The organism is Acinetobacter lwoffii, assembly GCF_019343495.1.
In the GTDB taxonomy this organism is placed as follows: Bacteria; Pseudomonadota; Gammaproteobacteria; order Pseudomonadales; family Moraxellaceae; genus Acinetobacter; species Acinetobacter lwoffii_P.
Genome location: NZ_CP072549.1, coordinates 2803245 through 2820009 on the forward strand (window position 1 = coordinate 2803245; position 16765 = coordinate 2820009).

At 44.2% G+C, this 16765-nt stretch carries 14 protein-coding genes, 2 tRNA genes and 3 rRNA genes; 8 read left to right on the top strand and 11 right to left on the bottom strand.

Features of this window, described 5'->3' with window-relative positions:
- Positions 1-46: 46 nt before the first annotated feature.
- The 6 genes from J7649_RS13125 to J7649_RS13150 form a co-directional block, all read right to left on the bottom strand.
- A complete protein-coding gene (locus tag J7649_RS13125; protein ID WP_219310122.1) occupies positions 47-439 on the bottom strand; it encodes a DUF4951 domain-containing protein in 393 nt (130 codons plus the stop codon).
- Between the two features lie 177 nt (positions 440-616).
- Positions 617-1042 carry an organic hydroperoxide resistance protein gene (locus tag J7649_RS13130; protein WP_005107792.1) on the bottom strand — a complete coding sequence of 142 codons (426 nt, stop codon included), beginning with the start codon at positions 1040-1042 and terminating at the stop codon, positions 617-619.
- Positions 1043-1144: 102 nt separating this feature from the next.
- Positions 1145-1972, bottom strand: coding sequence for a carbon-nitrogen hydrolase family protein (locus J7649_RS13135; protein ID WP_219308531.1), 828 nt, complete (start codon positions 1970-1972; stop codon positions 1145-1147).
- A gap of 20 nt (positions 1973-1992) precedes the next feature.
- On the bottom strand, positions 1993-2511 hold the full coding sequence (gene gigB, locus J7649_RS13140; protein WP_219308534.1) for an anti-anti-sigma factor GigB: 519 nt from the start codon (positions 2509-2511) through the stop codon (positions 1993-1995).
- Between the two features lie 112 nt (positions 2512-2623).
- Positions 2624-3592, bottom strand: a complete 969-nt coding sequence (gene gigA / locus J7649_RS13145; RefSeq protein WP_004732911.1) for an RsbU family protein phosphatase GigA — start codon at positions 3590-3592, stop codon at positions 2624-2626.
- 103 nt (positions 3593-3695) lie between these two features.
- Positions 3696-4595 carry an MlaA family lipoprotein gene (locus J7649_RS13150; protein ID WP_219308536.1) on the bottom strand — a complete coding sequence of 300 codons (900 nt, stop codon included), beginning with the start codon at positions 4593-4595 and terminating at the stop codon, positions 3696-3698.
- Positions 4596-5136: 541 nt separating this feature from the next.
- Here J7649_RS13150 and J7649_RS13155 point away from each other — a divergent pair.
- From J7649_RS13155 to rrf, 5 genes are all read left to right on the top strand, one after another.
- Positions 5137-6674: ribosomal RNA gene (locus J7649_RS13155) — 16S ribosomal RNA — on the top strand.
- Between the two features lie 60 nt (positions 6675-6734).
- Positions 6735-6811, top strand: a tRNA-Ile gene (locus J7649_RS13160).
- 48 nt (positions 6812-6859) lie between these two features.
- Positions 6860-6935 (top strand) — tRNA-Ala (locus tag J7649_RS13165).
- 415 nt (positions 6936-7350) lie between these two features.
- A 23S ribosomal RNA gene (locus J7649_RS13170) occupies positions 7351-10244 on the top strand.
- A 237-nt stretch (positions 10245-10481) separates the two neighbouring features.
- Positions 10482-10596: ribosomal RNA gene (gene rrf / locus J7649_RS13175) — 5S ribosomal RNA — on the top strand.
- The 16S, 23S and 5S rRNA genes sit together here with 2 tRNA genes alongside, the layout of an rRNA operon.
- Before the next feature lie 247 nt (positions 10597-10843).
- On the opposite strand, the gene J7649_RS13180 is transcribed toward rrf, so the two are convergent.
- The 5 genes from J7649_RS13180 to rplM all read right to left on the bottom strand — a co-directional run bounded on the left by J7649_RS13180 (position 10844) and on the right by rplM (position 13761).
- Positions 10844-11491 carry a hypothetical protein gene (locus J7649_RS13180; RefSeq protein WP_004281678.1) on the bottom strand — a complete coding sequence of 216 codons (648 nt, stop codon included), beginning with the start codon at positions 11489-11491 and terminating at the stop codon, positions 10844-10846.
- Positions 11492-11509: 18 nt separating this feature from the next.
- Entirely contained in the window at positions 11510-11938 is a 429-nt protein-coding gene (locus J7649_RS13185; RefSeq protein ID WP_004281679.1) for a ClpXP protease specificity-enhancing factor, read from the bottom strand.
- A gap of 9 nt (positions 11939-11947) precedes the next feature.
- Positions 11948-12601: a glutathione S-transferase N-terminal domain-containing protein gene (locus J7649_RS13190; RefSeq protein ID WP_153566430.1), complete on the bottom strand. Its 654-nt coding sequence runs from the start codon at positions 12599-12601 to the stop codon at positions 11948-11950.
- Between the two features lie 331 nt (positions 12602-12932).
- Positions 12933-13319 carry a 30S ribosomal protein S9 gene (rpsI, locus tag J7649_RS13195; RefSeq protein WP_004281681.1) on the bottom strand — a complete coding sequence of 129 codons (387 nt, stop codon included), beginning with the start codon at positions 13317-13319 and terminating at the stop codon, positions 12933-12935.
- Between the two features lie 13 nt (positions 13320-13332).
- The gene (gene rplM / locus J7649_RS13200; protein ID WP_004281682.1) at positions 13333-13761 is read right to left on the bottom strand and encodes a 50S ribosomal protein L13; all 429 of its coding nucleotides are present in this window, start codon (positions 13759-13761) and stop codon (positions 13333-13335) included.
- Positions 13762-14066: 305 nt separating this feature from the next.
- On the opposite strand from rplM, the gene pdxA reads away from it, so the two are divergent.
- From pdxA to J7649_RS13215, 3 genes are read left to right on the top strand one after another with little or no spacing between them, the layout of a single operon-like run.
- Positions 14067-15035 carry a 4-hydroxythreonine-4-phosphate dehydrogenase PdxA gene (gene pdxA, locus J7649_RS13205; RefSeq protein ID WP_219310124.1) on the top strand — a complete coding sequence of 323 codons (969 nt, stop codon included), beginning with the start codon at positions 14067-14069 and terminating at the stop codon, positions 15033-15035.
- Positions 15036-15068: 33 nt separating this feature from the next.
- Positions 15069-15881, top strand: a complete 813-nt coding sequence (gene rsmA, locus J7649_RS13210; RefSeq protein WP_004645966.1) for a 16S rRNA (adenine(1518)-N(6)/adenine(1519)-N(6))-dimethyltransferase RsmA — start codon at positions 15069-15071, stop codon at positions 15879-15881.
- Positions 15882-15887: 6 nt separating this feature from the next.
- On the top strand, positions 15888-16733 hold the full coding sequence (locus tag J7649_RS13215; RefSeq protein WP_005248006.1) for a symmetrical bis(5'-nucleosyl)-tetraphosphatase: 846 nt from the start codon (positions 15888-15890) through the stop codon (positions 16731-16733).
- The last annotated feature ends 32 nt before the right edge of the window (positions 16734-16765 follow it).

Below are 16765 nucleotides of genomic sequence, written 5' to 3' on the forward strand. Positions count from 1 at the left end.
TTAATCTGCTCGCTTTATCATAATGATCGTCAGGACTTTTGGATATTTACCAGAGACTGACGATTTTTTTCATGAGTTGTGCACGAAAAGGTGCAGTCGGATTTCCCGGATTACGCAGAGTTTCATTTTCATAAAAGTTCTGCCAGGCTTGTGCCATTGCTAAACTCAGTCCTTCCTGTTTCATTGTTTCAACATCTGCCTGAGTAATATTGAGAAAACGGGCTTCAGCATCTTTGGAGCCAGCGCCCCAACCAATAATCCCTTTACCAAATTCAGGCAGAATCATATTGTTGGGTGTTGCAGGAATGGGTAGGCGTTTAATTTCAGTATTGAGCAGAGATTTTATTTTCGGACGGATTTTTTCTGAGAGATAAAGATCTGCAAAAGAGGCAGTAGCAACAGTGAGTAAGAAAGAACTTAACAGAATAGGCTTTAACAGCAATATAAATCGAATAAATGCAAATAAGAATCATTATATATAAGATCTTGAGTTTTTGCTGCTATTTTGAAAACGAAGTTGGATGTTGAGGGAAAGTGAAGTGACTAAAAGTTGAAATTTATAATTGAAGTCTAGCTATCCTGAAACTTTTTTCAGGATAGCTGTTAAATAAAAAAATTAAGTAATTACGTTTAAGTTCACATCAATATTATTGCGGGTCGCATTCGAGTAGGGGCAGACAATATGCGCAGCATCGACCAGTTTTTGTGCTTCTTTCTGATCCATGCCTTCAAGATGGATATTTAAGGTCACTTCGATCCCGAACCCGGTAGGAATCGGACCAATTCCAACATCACCTTCAATATAGGCATCTTTGCTGATGTTGAGCTTGTCACGATTGGCAACAAATTTCATTGCACCTAAGAAACAGGCAGAATATCCTGCGGCAAAGAGCTGTTCAGGATTGGTTCCACCGCCTGGTCCCCCCATTTCTTTGGGTACGGCCAATTGAACGTCCAGAATCTGATCGTCAGAAATGGCGCGGCCATCACGGCCCCCTGTGGCTTTGGCATGTGCGGTATAGACGGCTTTTTCTAATGACATGAGTTAAATCCCTGTTTATTTTTCGTAGAGCTTCTATGCTCGGTGATTTCACCTGAAGAATAAGCAGGGATTTTGTTATTTTATGCAAGCAAATGACACGATTCAGGAAAGTTGCATAAGTCTACGGTGTTGCATTAAAGGCATGGATTCACGCACTTTTTGCTGTTCATTTAAATCAAAGTCGACGGAAATGAGTTGAGCACCTTCTGCATGGATCATATTAAGAAGCTGTCCACGACTATTAGTGGCGGCTGCATGTCCCCAAGTCTGACGTTTTTCACCGTGCCAGCCTTGTTGAGCTGCACCAAGCACCGAGCATTGGCTGTCTAGAGCACGTGTTTGCAGAAGAAGCTGCCAGTGCATTTCACCTGTGGTATAGGTAAAAGCAGAAGGAGCGGTCAAGAGGTTTGCACCTTTGGCTCGTAAATTTAATGCCAGTTCAGGAAAGCGCAGGTCATAACAGACCATCAAACCAATATTGCCAAAAGGGGTCTTGGCTACGACAACATCTGTGCCGGGTTCAAAGAACTTGGATTCCTGATAACCACCGACAGCATCACCGACTTGCACATCAAACAAGTGAATTTTGTCATAACGCGCTTCGGTCCGTTCCGGACTGATACACAGGCTAACGGTACGCACCCGGCCATCTTCAATGATCGAACCATCCGGACGATAAGGGCAGGGTAATGTACCGGCAACGATCCAGGTGTCATATTGATGGGCAAGTTGTTCCAGACGCTGCTGAATCACTTCAAATTGTGCAGCAGTTTCGCGCTGTTTTCCTGCTGCAAAACAGACAAAGTTTTCCGGGAAAACAATCAGTGCAGCACCATTGGCCTTACTTTGTTGAATTAAAGATTCAATCTCCACGAAATTGGCATCAATTTCATTTTGAGAATTCATTTGTACAACAGAAAGTAAAGTCATAGGGTCCTCTTATAAGATGGTTATACCTTTTGCTCGGAAATTTTATCTAAATTGTCTTGCTCTTTCTGTAGCTGTTTCACTAAAGGTTCAAACATGTTCTGATTGCTTTGATTCAGTTTCATCAAGGTTTTATGCGCATCCAGAACCGTATTCAGCATATTTTGATGCGTGACATGTTCTTCCATCAGCGCACGTGTGCAGACATTTGGATCACCACAATAATTCAGAATCACAAACACTTGGCTCAATCCCATACTGTTGGCCAAAGTGGTAATGTCAGAATTGGTAGAAAGCATGACAGTCTGAATATTGTGTACTTGCTTAAGTTTGAGTCCTAGTTTCGCTAAAACACCGAGTACGGTACTGTCAATGAAACTGGTTTCGGTGAGATCAACGATAGCGCCAACTACGTTGTCTTGCTGTTCAATTTTGTTCAGTAATTTGTCTAGACTAATACAAGATTGGGCACGCACTTCGCCGATAAGCTTAAAAATATGCGTTCCATTCAGACTTGCATATTCAACATGACCTGTTGACATATAAATGCCATTTGCAGAGAAGGATATTAAATTATCCCATAGGGTGTATTGATACTCAAGTGGCTGAAAGTAGTAATCAAATTAAGTGCTTATAAAGCCTGTAAATATACTGCTAATTTACGCGGATAAAGCTTAAAAAGGCGATATCGTCAGCCACATGTTCGGGAGCCTGAAAAGATTGATTCTGCAAATGGTGTAATAATTGCGAGAATTGTTCATTTAAACCACCATCAAAGGGTTCCAGTGCGCCATCCGAACAGATAATAAAGCGCGCATTGCGACTTAATACCCATTCATTTTCCTCAACTTCAAGATCTTCGGTTAAGCCCAAAGGGAAACTACTGGAAGATAGAATTTTAGGCTCTTGATTGGGTTCAAATATAATTGGTGGTGGATAATGTCCGGCGCTAGACCATTTCAATACATGGGTTTCCAGATTAAGAATCCCGGCAATCATGGTGATGTGCTTTTCAATATTTTCCTGCATCAGCATACCGTTCAGCTTCTTGATCAGCTCGCGCGGCGTCTTGGAGCGACCATGGAAAGCTGCCATCCAGGACGTGAGCAAACTACTGGTGACGCCATGTCCGGATACATCGGCCAAATAGAAAATCACTTCTTTGTCGCTGATTTTCCAATAATCATACCAATCCCCTGAAAGATAGGCTGAAGGCTGAAAATAGGTTTCGACCTCGTAATTGGTCAGTTCAATCGGATTCGGTAACAATTTTTTTTGTAGTTCTGCAGCAGAAGGCAGGTCACGGCTATCCTGGTTACGCTTATATTGTGCATCAATTTTTTGTAATGCCAGATCTGGATTCTCGGGAAGCTTGTTCCAGATCCAGCCGGCTAAAGCACCTTGTTCCCAGGCCTGAGCCAAAGCAGTACCTTCATTTTCTAAGGCCAGTACAATCGTAGGCAGATTCCACTTATATTTCAGATAATCATGTACATCTGCAATCGCAATAATCGTAGAGTCATACAGTTCATGATCATCCAGATAGATCATCTGAACATGAGGAAGCGTATCAAGTACTTGATCTAAGTAAGGAATATCACGAGTCGGTTGAATGAAATACATAAAAAAGTGATTCAATCCCAGGATTGGCTATAAGATGTACTATAACAAGCAAAGTATTGCTAGCGAACAGATTTTCACTAGCAATCATACATGAAGCTTAAACTTAAAGATCTTCGTTTGAAGATTCAATGTTGCTATCACTAGAAGGTGCATCATCAGAATTGTCATCTTCAAAATCATCTTCTAGGAAAAGCGTATCTTGTTCTGTACCTTTCTTTTCTGCAATTGCATAATTGGTACGTTGTAAATAAATATCGCGAATCTGCGCATAGCGATCGCCAGTCAGCACTCCTTCAACGTCCAGTATTTCTGAACGGGTATCGATGGCACGCCAAAACTGATCAGTCCAGTAAAGTCCATCTTCATCTTCGAGAATGTATTTTTGTGGACGAGCTTGACTATCTACAGCAGTACCGATTACGCCACGGACAGAACTTGGACCTAAAAATGGTAACATGATATAAGGGCCGGAAGGCACGCCATAATACCCTAAAGTAATTCCAAATTTTTCCTCTTCATGGCTCAAGCCAAGGCGACGTGCTGGATCAGCCAGTCCTAAAGTTGTTAAGGTATTAATGGTAAAACGACCTAGGGATTTAGCAGCGCGGGCAGGACGACCTTGAATCAACTGATTCACCACATTCCAAGGTTCACTTAGGTTACTGCGGAACTGGGTATAGCTGTTACGAACGTCTTGAGGAACCTTTTCCACATATTGTACAGCTATGGGACGTACCACGGTGCGGTCAATCGCATCATTAAACTGATAGATCTTTCTATTTAAGGGCTGAAAAGGATCTTTAACTTCTTCTGCCTGTGCTGCACTGGCATCAACTTTCAGTTGCGTTTGTAATTGTTGAGCTTTGGTTGATATCTTTGTTCTAAGCGGCGTTTTTGCAGGCTCGTTTTCCAGATTTTCCACACCGGTGGCCACCTCAGCGAAAACATGTGCGCTTGAAGCTAAAGAAAATAAGCATATAGATAAGTAAATAGAACGATGCATAAGGTAACCTGAGGCCTTTTCTGTGTAAGTAGCACTACTTATTAGTATGAAAATAATAAACGTTATATTCACGAATAGACATCATTTAAGCAAATTTGTATAAAAAATGAATGAAAACACACGAAAAGCTTAAAAAATATACATACAAAATGATTTTCTTGAAAAAGGTGTTGCAAGCCTTCTGAAATGCTGTAGAATGCACATCCATCGGCGGTGATGAAGATTAAAACTTCTGATAAAACAGTGACTTAGTTAAGTTTGATTGAGTTGGGTTTTAGAAATAAAGTTTAAAAATAGTTTTCATTACTGGTTGACTTTCTAGAGATAGAGAGTAATATAGCCGACCTAGCTTGCTGGTGACGAATCAGCAAGAAGATCATTAAGAGATTATGAAGAACAACTTGTGTGGATTTTTACTGGTTGATTGATCGAAATTATTTTCATTGATTGATGGTAGAAATTACTCGAAGTTTATTTGAGAAATATTTGTCAGAAAATTGATGAGCCAAGATTGGTGCCCTTTAAGGCACTACATAGTATTAAACTGAAGAGTTTGATCATGGCTCAGATTGAACGCTGGCGGCAGGCTTAACACATGCAAGTCGAGCGGGGAAGAGTAGCTTGCTACTTTACCTAGCGGCGGACGGGTGAGTAATGCTTAGGAATCTGCCTATTAGTGGGGGACAACATCTCGAAAGGGATGCTAATACCGCATACGTCCTACGGGAGAAAGCAGGGGACCTTCGGGCCTTGCGCTAATAGATGAGCCTAAGTCGGATTAGCTAGTTGGTGGGGTAAAGGCCTACCAAGGCGACGATCTGTAGCGGGTCTGAGAGGATGATCCGCCACACTGGGACTGAGACACGGCCCAGACTCCTACGGGAGGCAGCAGTGGGGAATATTGGACAATGGGGGGAACCCTGATCCAGCCATGCCGCGTGTGTGAAGAAGGCCTTTTGGTTGTAAAGCACTTTAAGCGAGGAGGAGGCTACCGAGATTAATACTCTTGGATAGTGGACGTTACTCGCAGAATAAGCACCGGCTAACTCTGTGCCAGCAGCCGCGGTAATACAGAGGGTGCAAGCGTTAATCGGATTTACTGGGCGTAAAGCGCGCGTAGGTGGCCAATTAAGTCAAATGTGAAATCCCCGAGCTTAACTTGGGAATTGCATTCGATACTGGTTGGCTAGAGTATGGGAGAGGATGGTAGAATTCCAGGTGTAGCGGTGAAATGCGTAGAGATCTGGAGGAATACCGATGGCGAAGGCAGCCATCTGGCCTAATACTGACACTGAGGTGCGAAAGCATGGGGAGCAAACAGGATTAGATACCCTGGTAGTCCATGCCGTAAACGATGTCTACTAGCCGTTGGGGCCTTTGAGGCTTTAGTGGCGCAGCTAACGCGATAAGTAGACCGCCTGGGGAGTACGGTCGCAAGACTAAAACTCAAATGAATTGACGGGGGCCCGCACAAGCGGTGGAGCATGTGGTTTAATTCGATGCAACGCGAAGAACCTTACCTGGTCTTGACATAGTAAGAACTTTCCAGAGATGGATTGGTGCCTTCGGGAACTTACATACAGGTGCTGCATGGCTGTCGTCAGCTCGTGTCGTGAGATGTTGGGTTAAGTCCCGCAACGAGCGCAACCCTTTTCCTTATTTGCCAGCGGGTTAAGCCGGGAACTTTAAGGATACTGCCAGTGACAAACTGGAGGAAGGCGGGGACGACGTCAAGTCATCATGGCCCTTACGACCAGGGCTACACACGTGCTACAATGGTCGGTACAAAGGGTTGCTACCACGCGAGTGGATGCTAATCTCAAAAAGCCGATCGTAGTCCGGATTGGAGTCTGCAACTCGACTCCATGAAGTCGGAATCGCTAGTAATCGCGGATCAGAATGCCGCGGTGAATACGTTCCCGGGCCTTGTACACACCGCCCGTCACACCATGGGAGTTTGTTGCACCAGAAGTAGGTAGTCTAACCTTAGGGGGGACGCTTACCACGGTGTGGCAGATGACTGGGGTGAAGTCGTAACAAGGTAGCCGTAGGGGAACCTGCGGCTGGATCACCTCCTTAACGAAAGATTGACGATTGGTAAGAATCCACAACAAGTTGTTCTTCATACGATGTATCTGAGGGTCTGTAGCTCAGTTGGTTAGAGCACACGCTTGATAAGCGTGGGGTCACAAGTTCAAGTCTTGTCAGACCCACCACTACTGACGAAGTACGGAAAATCAGAAACATTGACTTATTGATAAGCTGGGGACTTAGCTTAGTTGGTAGAGCGCCTGCTTTGCACGCAGGAGGTCAGGAGTTCGACTCTCCTAGTCTCCACCATACATTCCTACGGAATGTATAAAGACAAAAGCTAATAAATAGACAATCAGTTGATTGTTAGTTTAGTCCTTAAGCGATCAAGTGTTTAGATCCTAGAGATTAGCAAGTACAAGCGTTATGATACGCGCACTTGATAATCTCTGTGATTTATCACAGTTTCCTGACCTGACGAAGGCTGGAAAAATCATTAACAGAATATATTTGAGTTGAAATAATTTGTTCAAACTCGTTTCAAGTAGGCAACTACAAGAAATGAGTTCTAGCGAAATTAACTGAATCAAGCGTTTTGGTATATGAATCTAATTGAAGCTGTACAGTAGTTAAATCTACGAAACGCCAACTGTATGAGAGTGTTGAAAGACACGATCTGTTGCTTATCCTACTTGTAAGGATAAACGACTGTTTGGGGTTGTATAGTCAAGTAATTAAGTGCATGTGGTGGATGCCTTGGCAGTCAGAGGCGAAGAAAGACGTGATAGCCTGCGAAAAGCTCCGGGGAGGCGGCAAATATCCTGTGATCCGGAGATGTCTGAATGGGGAAACCCACTTACCATAAGGTAGGTATTGCAACATGAATACATAGTGTTGCAAGGCGAACGAGGGGAAGTGAAACATCTCAGTACCCTTAGGAAAAGAAATCAATTGAGATTCCCTCAGTAGCGGCGAGCGAAAGGGGAAGAGCCCATTAAGTCATATAAGTTCTAGTGGAACGCTCTGGGAAGTGCGACCGTAGACGGTGATAGTCCTGTACACGAAAGGGCTTATATGATGATGTCGAGTAGGGCGAGGCACGTGAAACCTTGTCTGAATATGGGGGGACCATCCTCCAAGGCTAAATACTCCTGACTGACCGATAGTGAACCAGTACCGTGAGGGAAAGGCGAAAAGAACCCCTGTGAGGGGAGTGAAATAGATCCTGAAACCGCATGCATACAAGCAGTGGGAGCCGACTTGTTCGGTGACTGCGTACCTTTTGTATAATGGGTCAGCGACTTATATTCAGTAGCGAGGTTAACCGAATAGGGGAGCCGTAGGGAAACCGAGTCTTAATAGGGCGTTTAGTTGCTGGGTATAGACCCGAAACCAGGTGATCTATCCATGAGCAGGTTGAAGGTTGGGTAACACTAACTGGAGGACCGAACCCACTGTCGTTGAAAAGCCAGGGGATGACTTGTGGATAGGGGTGAAAGGCTAATCAAACTTGGTGATAGCTGGTTCTCCCCGAAAGCTATTTAGGTAGCGCCTCGGACGAATACCATTGGGGGTAGAGCACTGTTTCGGCTAGGGGGTCATCCCGACTTACCAAACCGATGCAAACTCCGAATACCAATGAGTACTATCCGGGAGACAGACTGCGGGTGCTAACGTCCGTAGTCAAGAGGAAAACAATCCAGACCGCCAGCTAAGGCCCCAAAATTATAGTTAAGTGGGAAACGATGTGGGAAGGCATAGACAGCTAGGAGGTTGGCTTAGAAGCAGCCACCCTTTAAAGAAAGCGTAATAGCTCACTAGTCGAGTCGGCCTGCGCGGAAGATGTAACGGGGCTAAAACTATATGCCGAAGCTGCGGATGCATAATTTATTATGCGTGGTAGGGGAGCGTTCTGTAAGCCGATGAAGGTGGATTGAGAAGTCTGCTGGAGGTATCAGAAGTGCGAATGCTGACGTGAGTAACGACAATGCGAGTGAAAAACTCGCACGCTGAAAGACCAAGGGTTCCAGTCCAACGTTAATCGGGGCTGGGTGAGTCGACCCCTAAGGCGAGGCCGAGAGGCGTAGTCGATGGGAAATTGGTTAATATTCCAATACTTCTGTGTAATGCGATGAGAGGACGGAGAAGGTTAAGTCAGCCTGGCGTTGGTTGTCCAGGTGGAAGGTTGTAGGCATGTATCTTAGGCAAATCCGGGGTACTCTATGCTGAGAACTGATAGCAAGCTGTACTTGTACAGTGAAGTGGCTGATACCATGCTTCCAGGAAAAGTCTCTAAGCTTCAGTTACACAGGAATCGTACCCGAAACCGACACAGGTGGTCAGGTCGAGTAGACCAAAGCGCTTGAGAGAACTCTGCTGAAGGAACTAGGCAAAATGGTACCGTAACTTCGGGAGAAGGTACGCTGTTGTCTGTGATAGGACTTGCTCCTTGAGCGGCCGACAGCCTCAGAAACCAGGCCCCTGCAACTGTTTATTAAAAACATAGCACTCTGCAAACACGAAAGTGGACGTATAGGGTGTGATGCCTGCCCGGTGCTGGAAGGTTAATTGATGGGGTTAGCGTAAGCGAAGCTCTTGATCGAAGCCCCAGTAAACGGCGGCCGTAACTATAACGGTCCTAAGGTAGCGAAATTCCTTGTCGGGTAAGTTCCGACCTGCACGAATGGCATAATGATGGGGGCGCTGTCTCCAGCAGAGACTCAGTGAAATCGAATTCGCCGTGAAGATGCGGTGTACCCGCGGCTAGACGGAAAGACCCCGTGAACCTTTACTGCAGCTTGACATTGAACTTTGATCTTACTTGTGTAGGATAGGTGGGAGGCTTTGAAGTCGCGACGCTAGTTGCGATGGAGCCGTCCTTGAAATACCACCCTGGTAATATTGAGGTTCTAACTCTGTCCCGTTATCCGGGACGAGGACCATGTCTGGTGGGTAGTTTGACTGGGGCGGTCTCCTCCTAAAGAGTAACGGAGGAGTACGAAGGTGCGCTCAGCGTGGTCGGAAATCACGCGTAGAGTATAAAGGCAAAAGCGCGCTTAACTGCGAGACCCACAAGTCGAGCAGGTACGAAAGTAGGTCTTAGTGATCCGGTGGTTCTGTATGGAAGGGCCATCGCTCAACGGATAAAAGGTACTCTGGGGATAACAGGCTGATACCGCCCAAGAGTTCATATCGACGGCGGTGTTTGGCACCTCGATGTCGGCTCATCTCATCCTGGGGCTGAAGCAGGTCCCAAGGGTATGGCTGTTCGCCATTTAAAGAGGTACGCGAGCTGGGTTTAGAACGTCGTGAGACAGTTCGGTCCCTATCTACCGTGGGCGTTGGAAATTTGAGAGGATCTGCTCCTAGTACGAGAGGACCAGAGTGGACGAACCTCTGGTGTACCGGTTGTCACGCCAGTGGCATCGCCGGGTAGCTATGTTCGGAAGGGATAACCGCTGAAAGCATCTAAGCGGGAAGCCTACCTCAAGATAAGATTTCCCCGAGACTTTATGTCTCCTAAAGAGCCGTTGAAGACTACGACGTTGATAGGTTGGATGTGGAAGCATAGTGATATGTGAAGCTGACCAATACTAATTGCTCGTGAGGCTTGACTATACAACACCCAAACAGTTGTTGTACGAACTTCGAAAGAAGTGAGGATCAATTGATTCGATATTAAGCAAAACAGCTTGATTTAGTGAACGCTAAAGAACAAAATACCCAACTCAGATATATCTGTTAATGAACGATGTTCAAAACACTGTTTTGAACGAGTGCAAGATTTGGAAAAAGCATTGGCATACACTGAAAAGTGACTAAATAAGACCAAAGCAAGTATCCATAAACAGTTGTGCTGGCGACCATAGCAAGAGTGAACCACCTGATCCCTTCCCGAACTCAGAAGTGAAACCTCTTAGCGCTGATGGTAGTGTGGGGTTACCCATGTGAGAGTAAGTCATCGCCAGCTCATTATTCGAAAATCCCCCTCCGCTAAGGCAGAGGGGGATTTTTTTGTGCGTGGAATTTTAGATAAGATATTTAACATATCTATATCTCAAAGTTGATCAGATTCTTCTGAGACAGAGAATTCCTGTTAATTTGTTTGACCTATTGGGATCTCTGTAAAACTAGCGCTATAAGAGTTTACAAGCTGATCTTATAAACCTTACAAAATAAAAAACCAGCGAATCGCTGGTTTTTTATTGCAGACTATTTTAGCCAAACACGCGCATTACGGCTGCGATTAATACCCAAAGAATGACAATCGCCACGATGGGTTCAACAATCTTTGCCCATGTTGGGGTATTGATAACAATGACTTCTTCGACATCTTGATGCTGCTGATTCTGGCTTACCATTTGATTAAACTCCTTCATTGATGCTTCCAATGATAGCTCTTCTTGCACAATTGGTTTAGAGCCTTTGAGTTCTGTTAGCTTGTTTGTTGTCCAAACCCAATCATCTGCTTGACCAGATAAATGTTCAATTTGCCCGGTCAGTAATTCCTGAATGCTATGGATATTATGGTTGCCGGTATCATGCAGTTGTTTTAATTCAATAAGCTGTAAATGAAAAATTTCTGAAGTGCTGTGCTCAAGCTGGGCTCGATCCAGAGTGGATTGATTTTCCGGACTGGTAGCGAGATGACGCACGATTTCCAGGATATATAATTCATCAGGATGATTGATTTCATTATAAATTTTTTGTGGGTTATGACGCCATTCAGTAATAAGTTTTCCTAAAGTTAAGGCATTGATTTCTGATATATATTTTCGTCTTTCTTCTTTTGTATATTCTTTTAGAAGCTCAGGCTTTTGAGTCTCTATCTGTTCAACAAAATATTGTACTAAATCAAAAGCCATTCACTTGCTCCATTATTTTTAATCTAATAGTCTTAAAGTCGGTTTTTTCTTTGGTTGTTCAGTTTGTTCTTCAGTGCTTGATTTTAAAGCATCTTCATCATTTTGTGTATGCTCATATTCACCTGGATCAAAGAATAAACCTTGACCATTTTCACGTGCATAAATACCGAGTACTGCTGCCATAGGCACATAAATATCACGAGAAACGCCACCAAAGCGAGCCGAGAAGCTAATGGCATCATTGCTCATATGCAGCGCATGCACGGCATGTGGCACAATATTCAGAACAATCTGTCCATCTTTAATAAACTGCTCAGGAACCATGGTATTTGGGCGTGTGGCATCCACCAGCAGGTAAGGCGTCATATTGTTATCGCAAACCCACTCATAGATTGCACGTGCCATATAGGGACGGGTAGGGCTAAGGTTGAATTCTTGTTCGGACATGATGTTTCTCTATGGATGTTTGAGTTGCACTGAATAACGGTTCTTTTCCTGCAATGTCATGGATTTTACAAAGGCAGGACGACTAAAAATTCGTTGGCAATATAAATAAAACGGACGGCATTGCTGCTGTGGTAATTCTACGCCCATCTGTTTCAGACGGATAAAAATTGGTGCCAACATACAATCCAGGATACTAAATTGTTCAGACATAAAATAGGGAAAATGCTGGAATAGTGGCATTAGTGAAATCAGGATATCCTGTAACTGCTTTTGTGCCTGAGTTCTGGCTTTCTTATCTAGCGTATCAGGATGGCGTAACATGATATCAGCCAGCTTCAGCCAGTCATTTTCAAAGCGCCAGATATATTGTCGTTGCTCTGCGCGCGGCATTGGAGCATCGGCATACAGTTTATTCTGACGATAACGATCATCTACATATTCAGAGATAATTGAAGTATTAAATAATTTGAGTTCATTTTCGATCAGCATCGGCAATTGATTATAAGGATTGAGACTGGCCAGATCCTCATCATCGGCATCCACCAAAATCAGGTTATATTTAATCTGTTTTTCGGTAAGCACATAGCGAATCCAATGGGAACGAAAGTCATCGGCATGACTATAGAGAGTGATTCCTTGAAGAGGCGCGCTTTCGACTGACATAAATCCTGATGAGCTTCTAATGAATAGACTAGGATACTAAAATTCAACCTAAAAAGCACCAAGCATCAAAGATCAATCGGCTTGAGCCGAGGTAGATTATAAGAAAAACAACTGGAGGAAAATAAGATGCTGATCAAGCTTCCTGTCATTTTGCTGTTTATCTGTATTGGGATCGCAAATTATTATTTGATGAAGTCATTCTGGTGTCACGAAGGGGTATGGGGTAAGGATGTACATGAACAATAACAAGAAAAAAGTTCTAAATGACCCACTAACCGCCATAAAAAAACCCTGGAAAATCCAGGGTTTTTTGTCCGATTCGGTAAACGAATTAACGTTTAGAGAACTGAGGACGTTTACGAGCTTTACGTAAACCAAGTTTCTTACGTTCAACTTCACGAGCATCACGAGTAACGAAACCAGCTTGACGAAGAGCAGGTTTTAAAGTTTCGTCAGAAGCGATCAATGCACGAGTAATACCGTGACGGATAGCGCCTGCTTGACCACCAATACCACCACCAGCAACAGTGATGTAAAGGTCATATTTGTCAGTAGCTTCAAGAAGCTCAAGTGGTTGGTTAACAACCATACGAGCAGTTTCACGACCGAAATACTGTTCAAGAGTACGGTTGTTAATTACGAGTTTACCAGTACCAGCTGATAGGAAAACACGTGCAGTTGCGGTCTTACGGCGACCTGTACCATAATTAGTAGCCATGTGCTGTTATCCCTTAGATGTCCAAAACTTGTGGCTGTTGAGCAGCGTGTGGATGCTCAGTACCTGCATACACTTTCATTTTCTTGATCATTGCATAACCAAGAGGACCTTTAGGTAACATACCTTTAACAGCTTTTTCTAGAACTGCTTCTGGTTTGTGAGCGATTAACTTTTCAAAGTTAGTCTCACGGATACCACCAGGGAAACCAGTGTGGCGATAGTATTTCTTATCTTGTGACTTTTTACCAGTCACAGTGATTTCTTCAGCATTGATAACAACGATGTAGTCGCCAGTGTCAACGTGAGGAGTATAAGAAGTTTTATGCTTACCGCGTAAACGACGAGCGATTTCAGTCGCAAGGCGACCTAAAGTTTTGCCAGAAGCATCAACAACGTACCAGTCGTGTTGAACTTCAGCTGGCTTAGCGCTGAGAGTTTTCATTAAACCACTACCTATTATAGTTGGTTTGGACTATGGAATCTGTCCAAACTAAAGGAGACGCGATTCTAAACGAATACGTGAAGAATCACAAATGAAAATTGAAATTTCAAGCGCTGTATTTTATCTAATCTCCATGGTGAAAGAAAGACCTAAGTCATTATATGCTGCAAAAACTGCAACTATATTTGTAACCATAATTTCAATCGTATCAAAATATTGATTTATAAGTACTCTTTGCAATGATCACTACAGCGTAGGCGTGATCGGGTTATAATATTTCTTAGCTTTGCCAAATTGAGAAGATGATGCTGCCTTTATATGTCACCAGTGGGGAACCTGCCGGAATTGGTCCTGATATTTGCCTGAGTCTTGCAGGTCGTGTTGATGAGCGCCCAATTGTGGTGTTGGCGGATATGGATATGCTCAAGCAACGTGCTCAGACACTCAAACTATCGGTTGAGCTGATTGGATATCAAGGACAGGAGTCATCTTCAGGTATCGGTCAGCTTTTTGTAGAGCATGTGCCTGTGCAGCACGAGGTGATATTGGGTGAACTGAATCCGAACAATGCGGCTTATGTACTGGAGCAACTGCGTCGATCCGCAGACTATGCCATGTCAGGAAAAAGTGTCGGCGTCGCGACTGCGCCTGTACAAAAGTCCGTGATAAATGAAGCAGGCATTTCTTTTAGTGGTCATACCGAGTATTACCAGGAATTTGCTAGTGTTCCACGTGTGGTGATGATGCTGGCCACCAAAACTTTACGCGTGGCTTTGACCACCACCCATCTTCCTTTACGTGCCGTGGCAGATGCGATTACGCCTGAACGCTTGCATCAGGTGATTGATATTCTGATTCACGACCTGAAATCCAAATTCAAGATTGAACAGCCGAATATACTGGTTTGCGGTTTAAATCCGCATGCCGGGGAGGGCGGTTATTTGGGGATGGAAGAAATTGAAGTGATCAATCCGGTACTCGAAAGCTATCGTGCCCAAGGTATCAACATGAGTTTAAGCCTACCTGCTGATACTTTATTTACTCCAGAAAACCTAAAAGATGCTGATGCTGTTCTGGCGATGTATCACGATCAGGGCTTACCTGTGTTAAAATCACAGGGCTTTGGTGAAGCCATTAATATTACCCTCGGCTTACCGTTTATTCGAACTTCTGTTGATCATGGCACAGCACTCTCCCTTGCGGGGACGGGACTTGCGAAAAGTTCCAGCCTGCACGTTGCTGTCGATTTAGCCCTCGATCTGGCGCGCCACTGATTATTGTTCATCACTCACGTTGGAAATGTTTTTATGTATCAAATTAATGCCTTAAACCCAAAAGATGAAGGGCATCAGGCTCGAAAAAGATTTGGTCAAAACTTTTTACATGACCAGCGTGTCATTGCCAAAATTGTACGCTCAGTCAATCCGCGTCCAGGTCAGAACATTCTAGAAATTGGCCCAGGTCTGGCTGCTTTGACTTCACCTTTAATTGGTGAATGTGATGCCTTAACCGTACTTGAGCTGGATCGTGATCTAGCTGCTGGCCTGCCGGGTCGTGTGCCGCATCCGGAACGTTTAACCATTATTGAAGCCGATGCCTTGAGATACGATTATTCTCAGTTGTTCCAGGAAGATCGTCCATTACGTGTGGTCGGTAACTTGCCCTATAATATTTCAACGCCACTGTTATTCCATCTCTTGGAATTTGGTGACAAAGTGCAAGACATGCATTTCATGCTACAAAAAGAAGTCGTGGATCGCATTACCGCATCACCCAATACCAAAGAATATGGCCGTCTGTCGGTGATGATTCAATATTTCTGTAAACCGACTTTCTTGTTCGAAGTGCCACCTGGATCTTTTAATCCGCCTCCAAAAGTAACTTCTGCGGTATTCCGTTTAGAGCCTTATAAAGTTAAACCGATTGTGGCGAAGAATGAAAAAGCGCTGGCACGTCTGGTATCTCATGTCTTTACCCAGCGTCGTAAAACCTTGCGTAACAGCTTGAAGGGTATGCTGGTTGAAGAGGGTTTTGAAAAAGCGGGTGTTGACCCGATGGCGCGTCCAGAAACCCTGACCCTCGAACAGTTTGTTGCACTTTCAGATCAAATGGTGGCTTAAATTACGATGAACCGTACTGCTCGATATAATTATGTGATTGGTGATGTTCAAGGCTGTTTTGAGGCCTTGAAAGCTTTGCTTAAAGAAATCCAGTTTGATGCAGAACAAGATTTTATCTGGTTTGCTGGAGATTTGGTTGCACGTGGTGAAAACTCAATTGCAGCATTGCGGTTTATCAAAAAGCTGGCTGAACAAGGTGCGGCTGCGACGGTCTTGGGAAATCATGATTTGACTTTGCTGGCTTATGCCCGCGGCATCAAACCGGTGAAAGAAAAAGACAATGTTCGTGATGTGATTGATGCGATCGACAGTGATGACTTGATTGACTGGCTGCGCAAACAGCCAATGTGTCTATTTCCAAATGAGCAGACTATCCTGACGCATGCTGGGATTCCGAATATCTGGAGTGCAGAAAAAACTGCTCAATTGGCACAAGAAGTCGAAGCGATCATTGCTCATGATGACTTCGAGGTGCTGGATGATTTTCTGAAAGAAATGTTCGGGAAAGAACCCGCACTTTGGTCGGATCAGCTACAAGGCCATGAACGTATTCGCTGTATCGTGAACTACCTCACCCGAATGCGTTTAACTGACGCTGAGGGACGTCTGGAATACAGCTTTAAAGATGCGCTGGATGATCCGATGCCGGAAGGATTTAAACCTTGGTTTGAGTTTGAATCACAGGCCGCACAAACTCATCAGATCCTGTTTGGTCACTGGGCCGCCTTGAACGGTAAAACCATTTCGAACAAGATTCAGAATGTAGATGGCGGTTGTGTCTGGGGTAATCAACTCATGGCATTCCGCCTAGAAGATCAGCAGATGTTTGCAGTGGATAATCCGGTGATGTAAGTAAAGCTATTAAAAAAGCCACGTGATTACGT

Coding starts and splice junctions, on each gene's coding strand:
- J7649_RS13185 (WP_004281679.1), bottom strand. CDS start 11,938: ATGTCCGAACAAGAATTCAACCTTAGCCCTACCCGTCCCTATATGGCA.
- rplM (WP_004281682.1), bottom strand. CDS start 13,761: ATGAAAACTCTCAGCGCTAAGCCAGCTGAAGTTCAACACGACTGGTAC.
- pdxA (WP_219310124.1), top strand. CDS start 14,067: ATGCTGCCTTTATATGTCACCAGTGGGGAACCTGCCGGAATTGGTCCT.
- J7649_RS13215 (WP_005248006.1), top strand. CDS start 15,888: ATGAACCGTACTGCTCGATATAATTATGTGATTGGTGATGTTCAAGGC.
- J7649_RS13130 (WP_005107792.1), bottom strand. CDS start 1,042: ATGTCATTAGAAAAAGCCGTCTATACCGCACATGCCAAAGCCACAGGG.
- J7649_RS13150 (WP_219308536.1), bottom strand. CDS start 4,595: ATGCATCGTTCTATTTACTTATCTATATGCTTATTTTCTTTAGCTTCA.
- rsmA (WP_004645966.1), top strand. CDS start 15,069: ATGTATCAAATTAATGCCTTAAACCCAAAAGATGAAGGGCATCAGGCT.
- J7649_RS13190 (WP_153566430.1), bottom strand. CDS start 12,601: ATGTCAGTCGAAAGCGCGCCTCTTCAAGGAATCACTCTCTATAGTCAT.
- J7649_RS13180 (WP_004281678.1), bottom strand. CDS start 11,491: ATGGCTTTTGATTTAGTACAATATTTTGTTGAACAGATAGAGACTCAA.
- gigA (WP_004732911.1), bottom strand. CDS start 3,592: ATGTATTTCATTCAACCGACTCGTGATATTCCTTACTTAGATCAAGTA.
- rpsI (WP_004281681.1), bottom strand. CDS start 13,319: ATGGCTACTAATTATGGTACAGGTCGCCGTAAGACCGCAACTGCACGT.
- gigB (WP_219308534.1), bottom strand. CDS start 2,511: ATGTCAACAGGTCATGTTGAATATGCAAGTCTGAATGGAACGCATATT.
- J7649_RS13135 (WP_219308531.1), bottom strand. CDS start 1,972: ATGACTTTACTTTCTGTTGTACAAATGAATTCTCAAAATGAAATTGAT.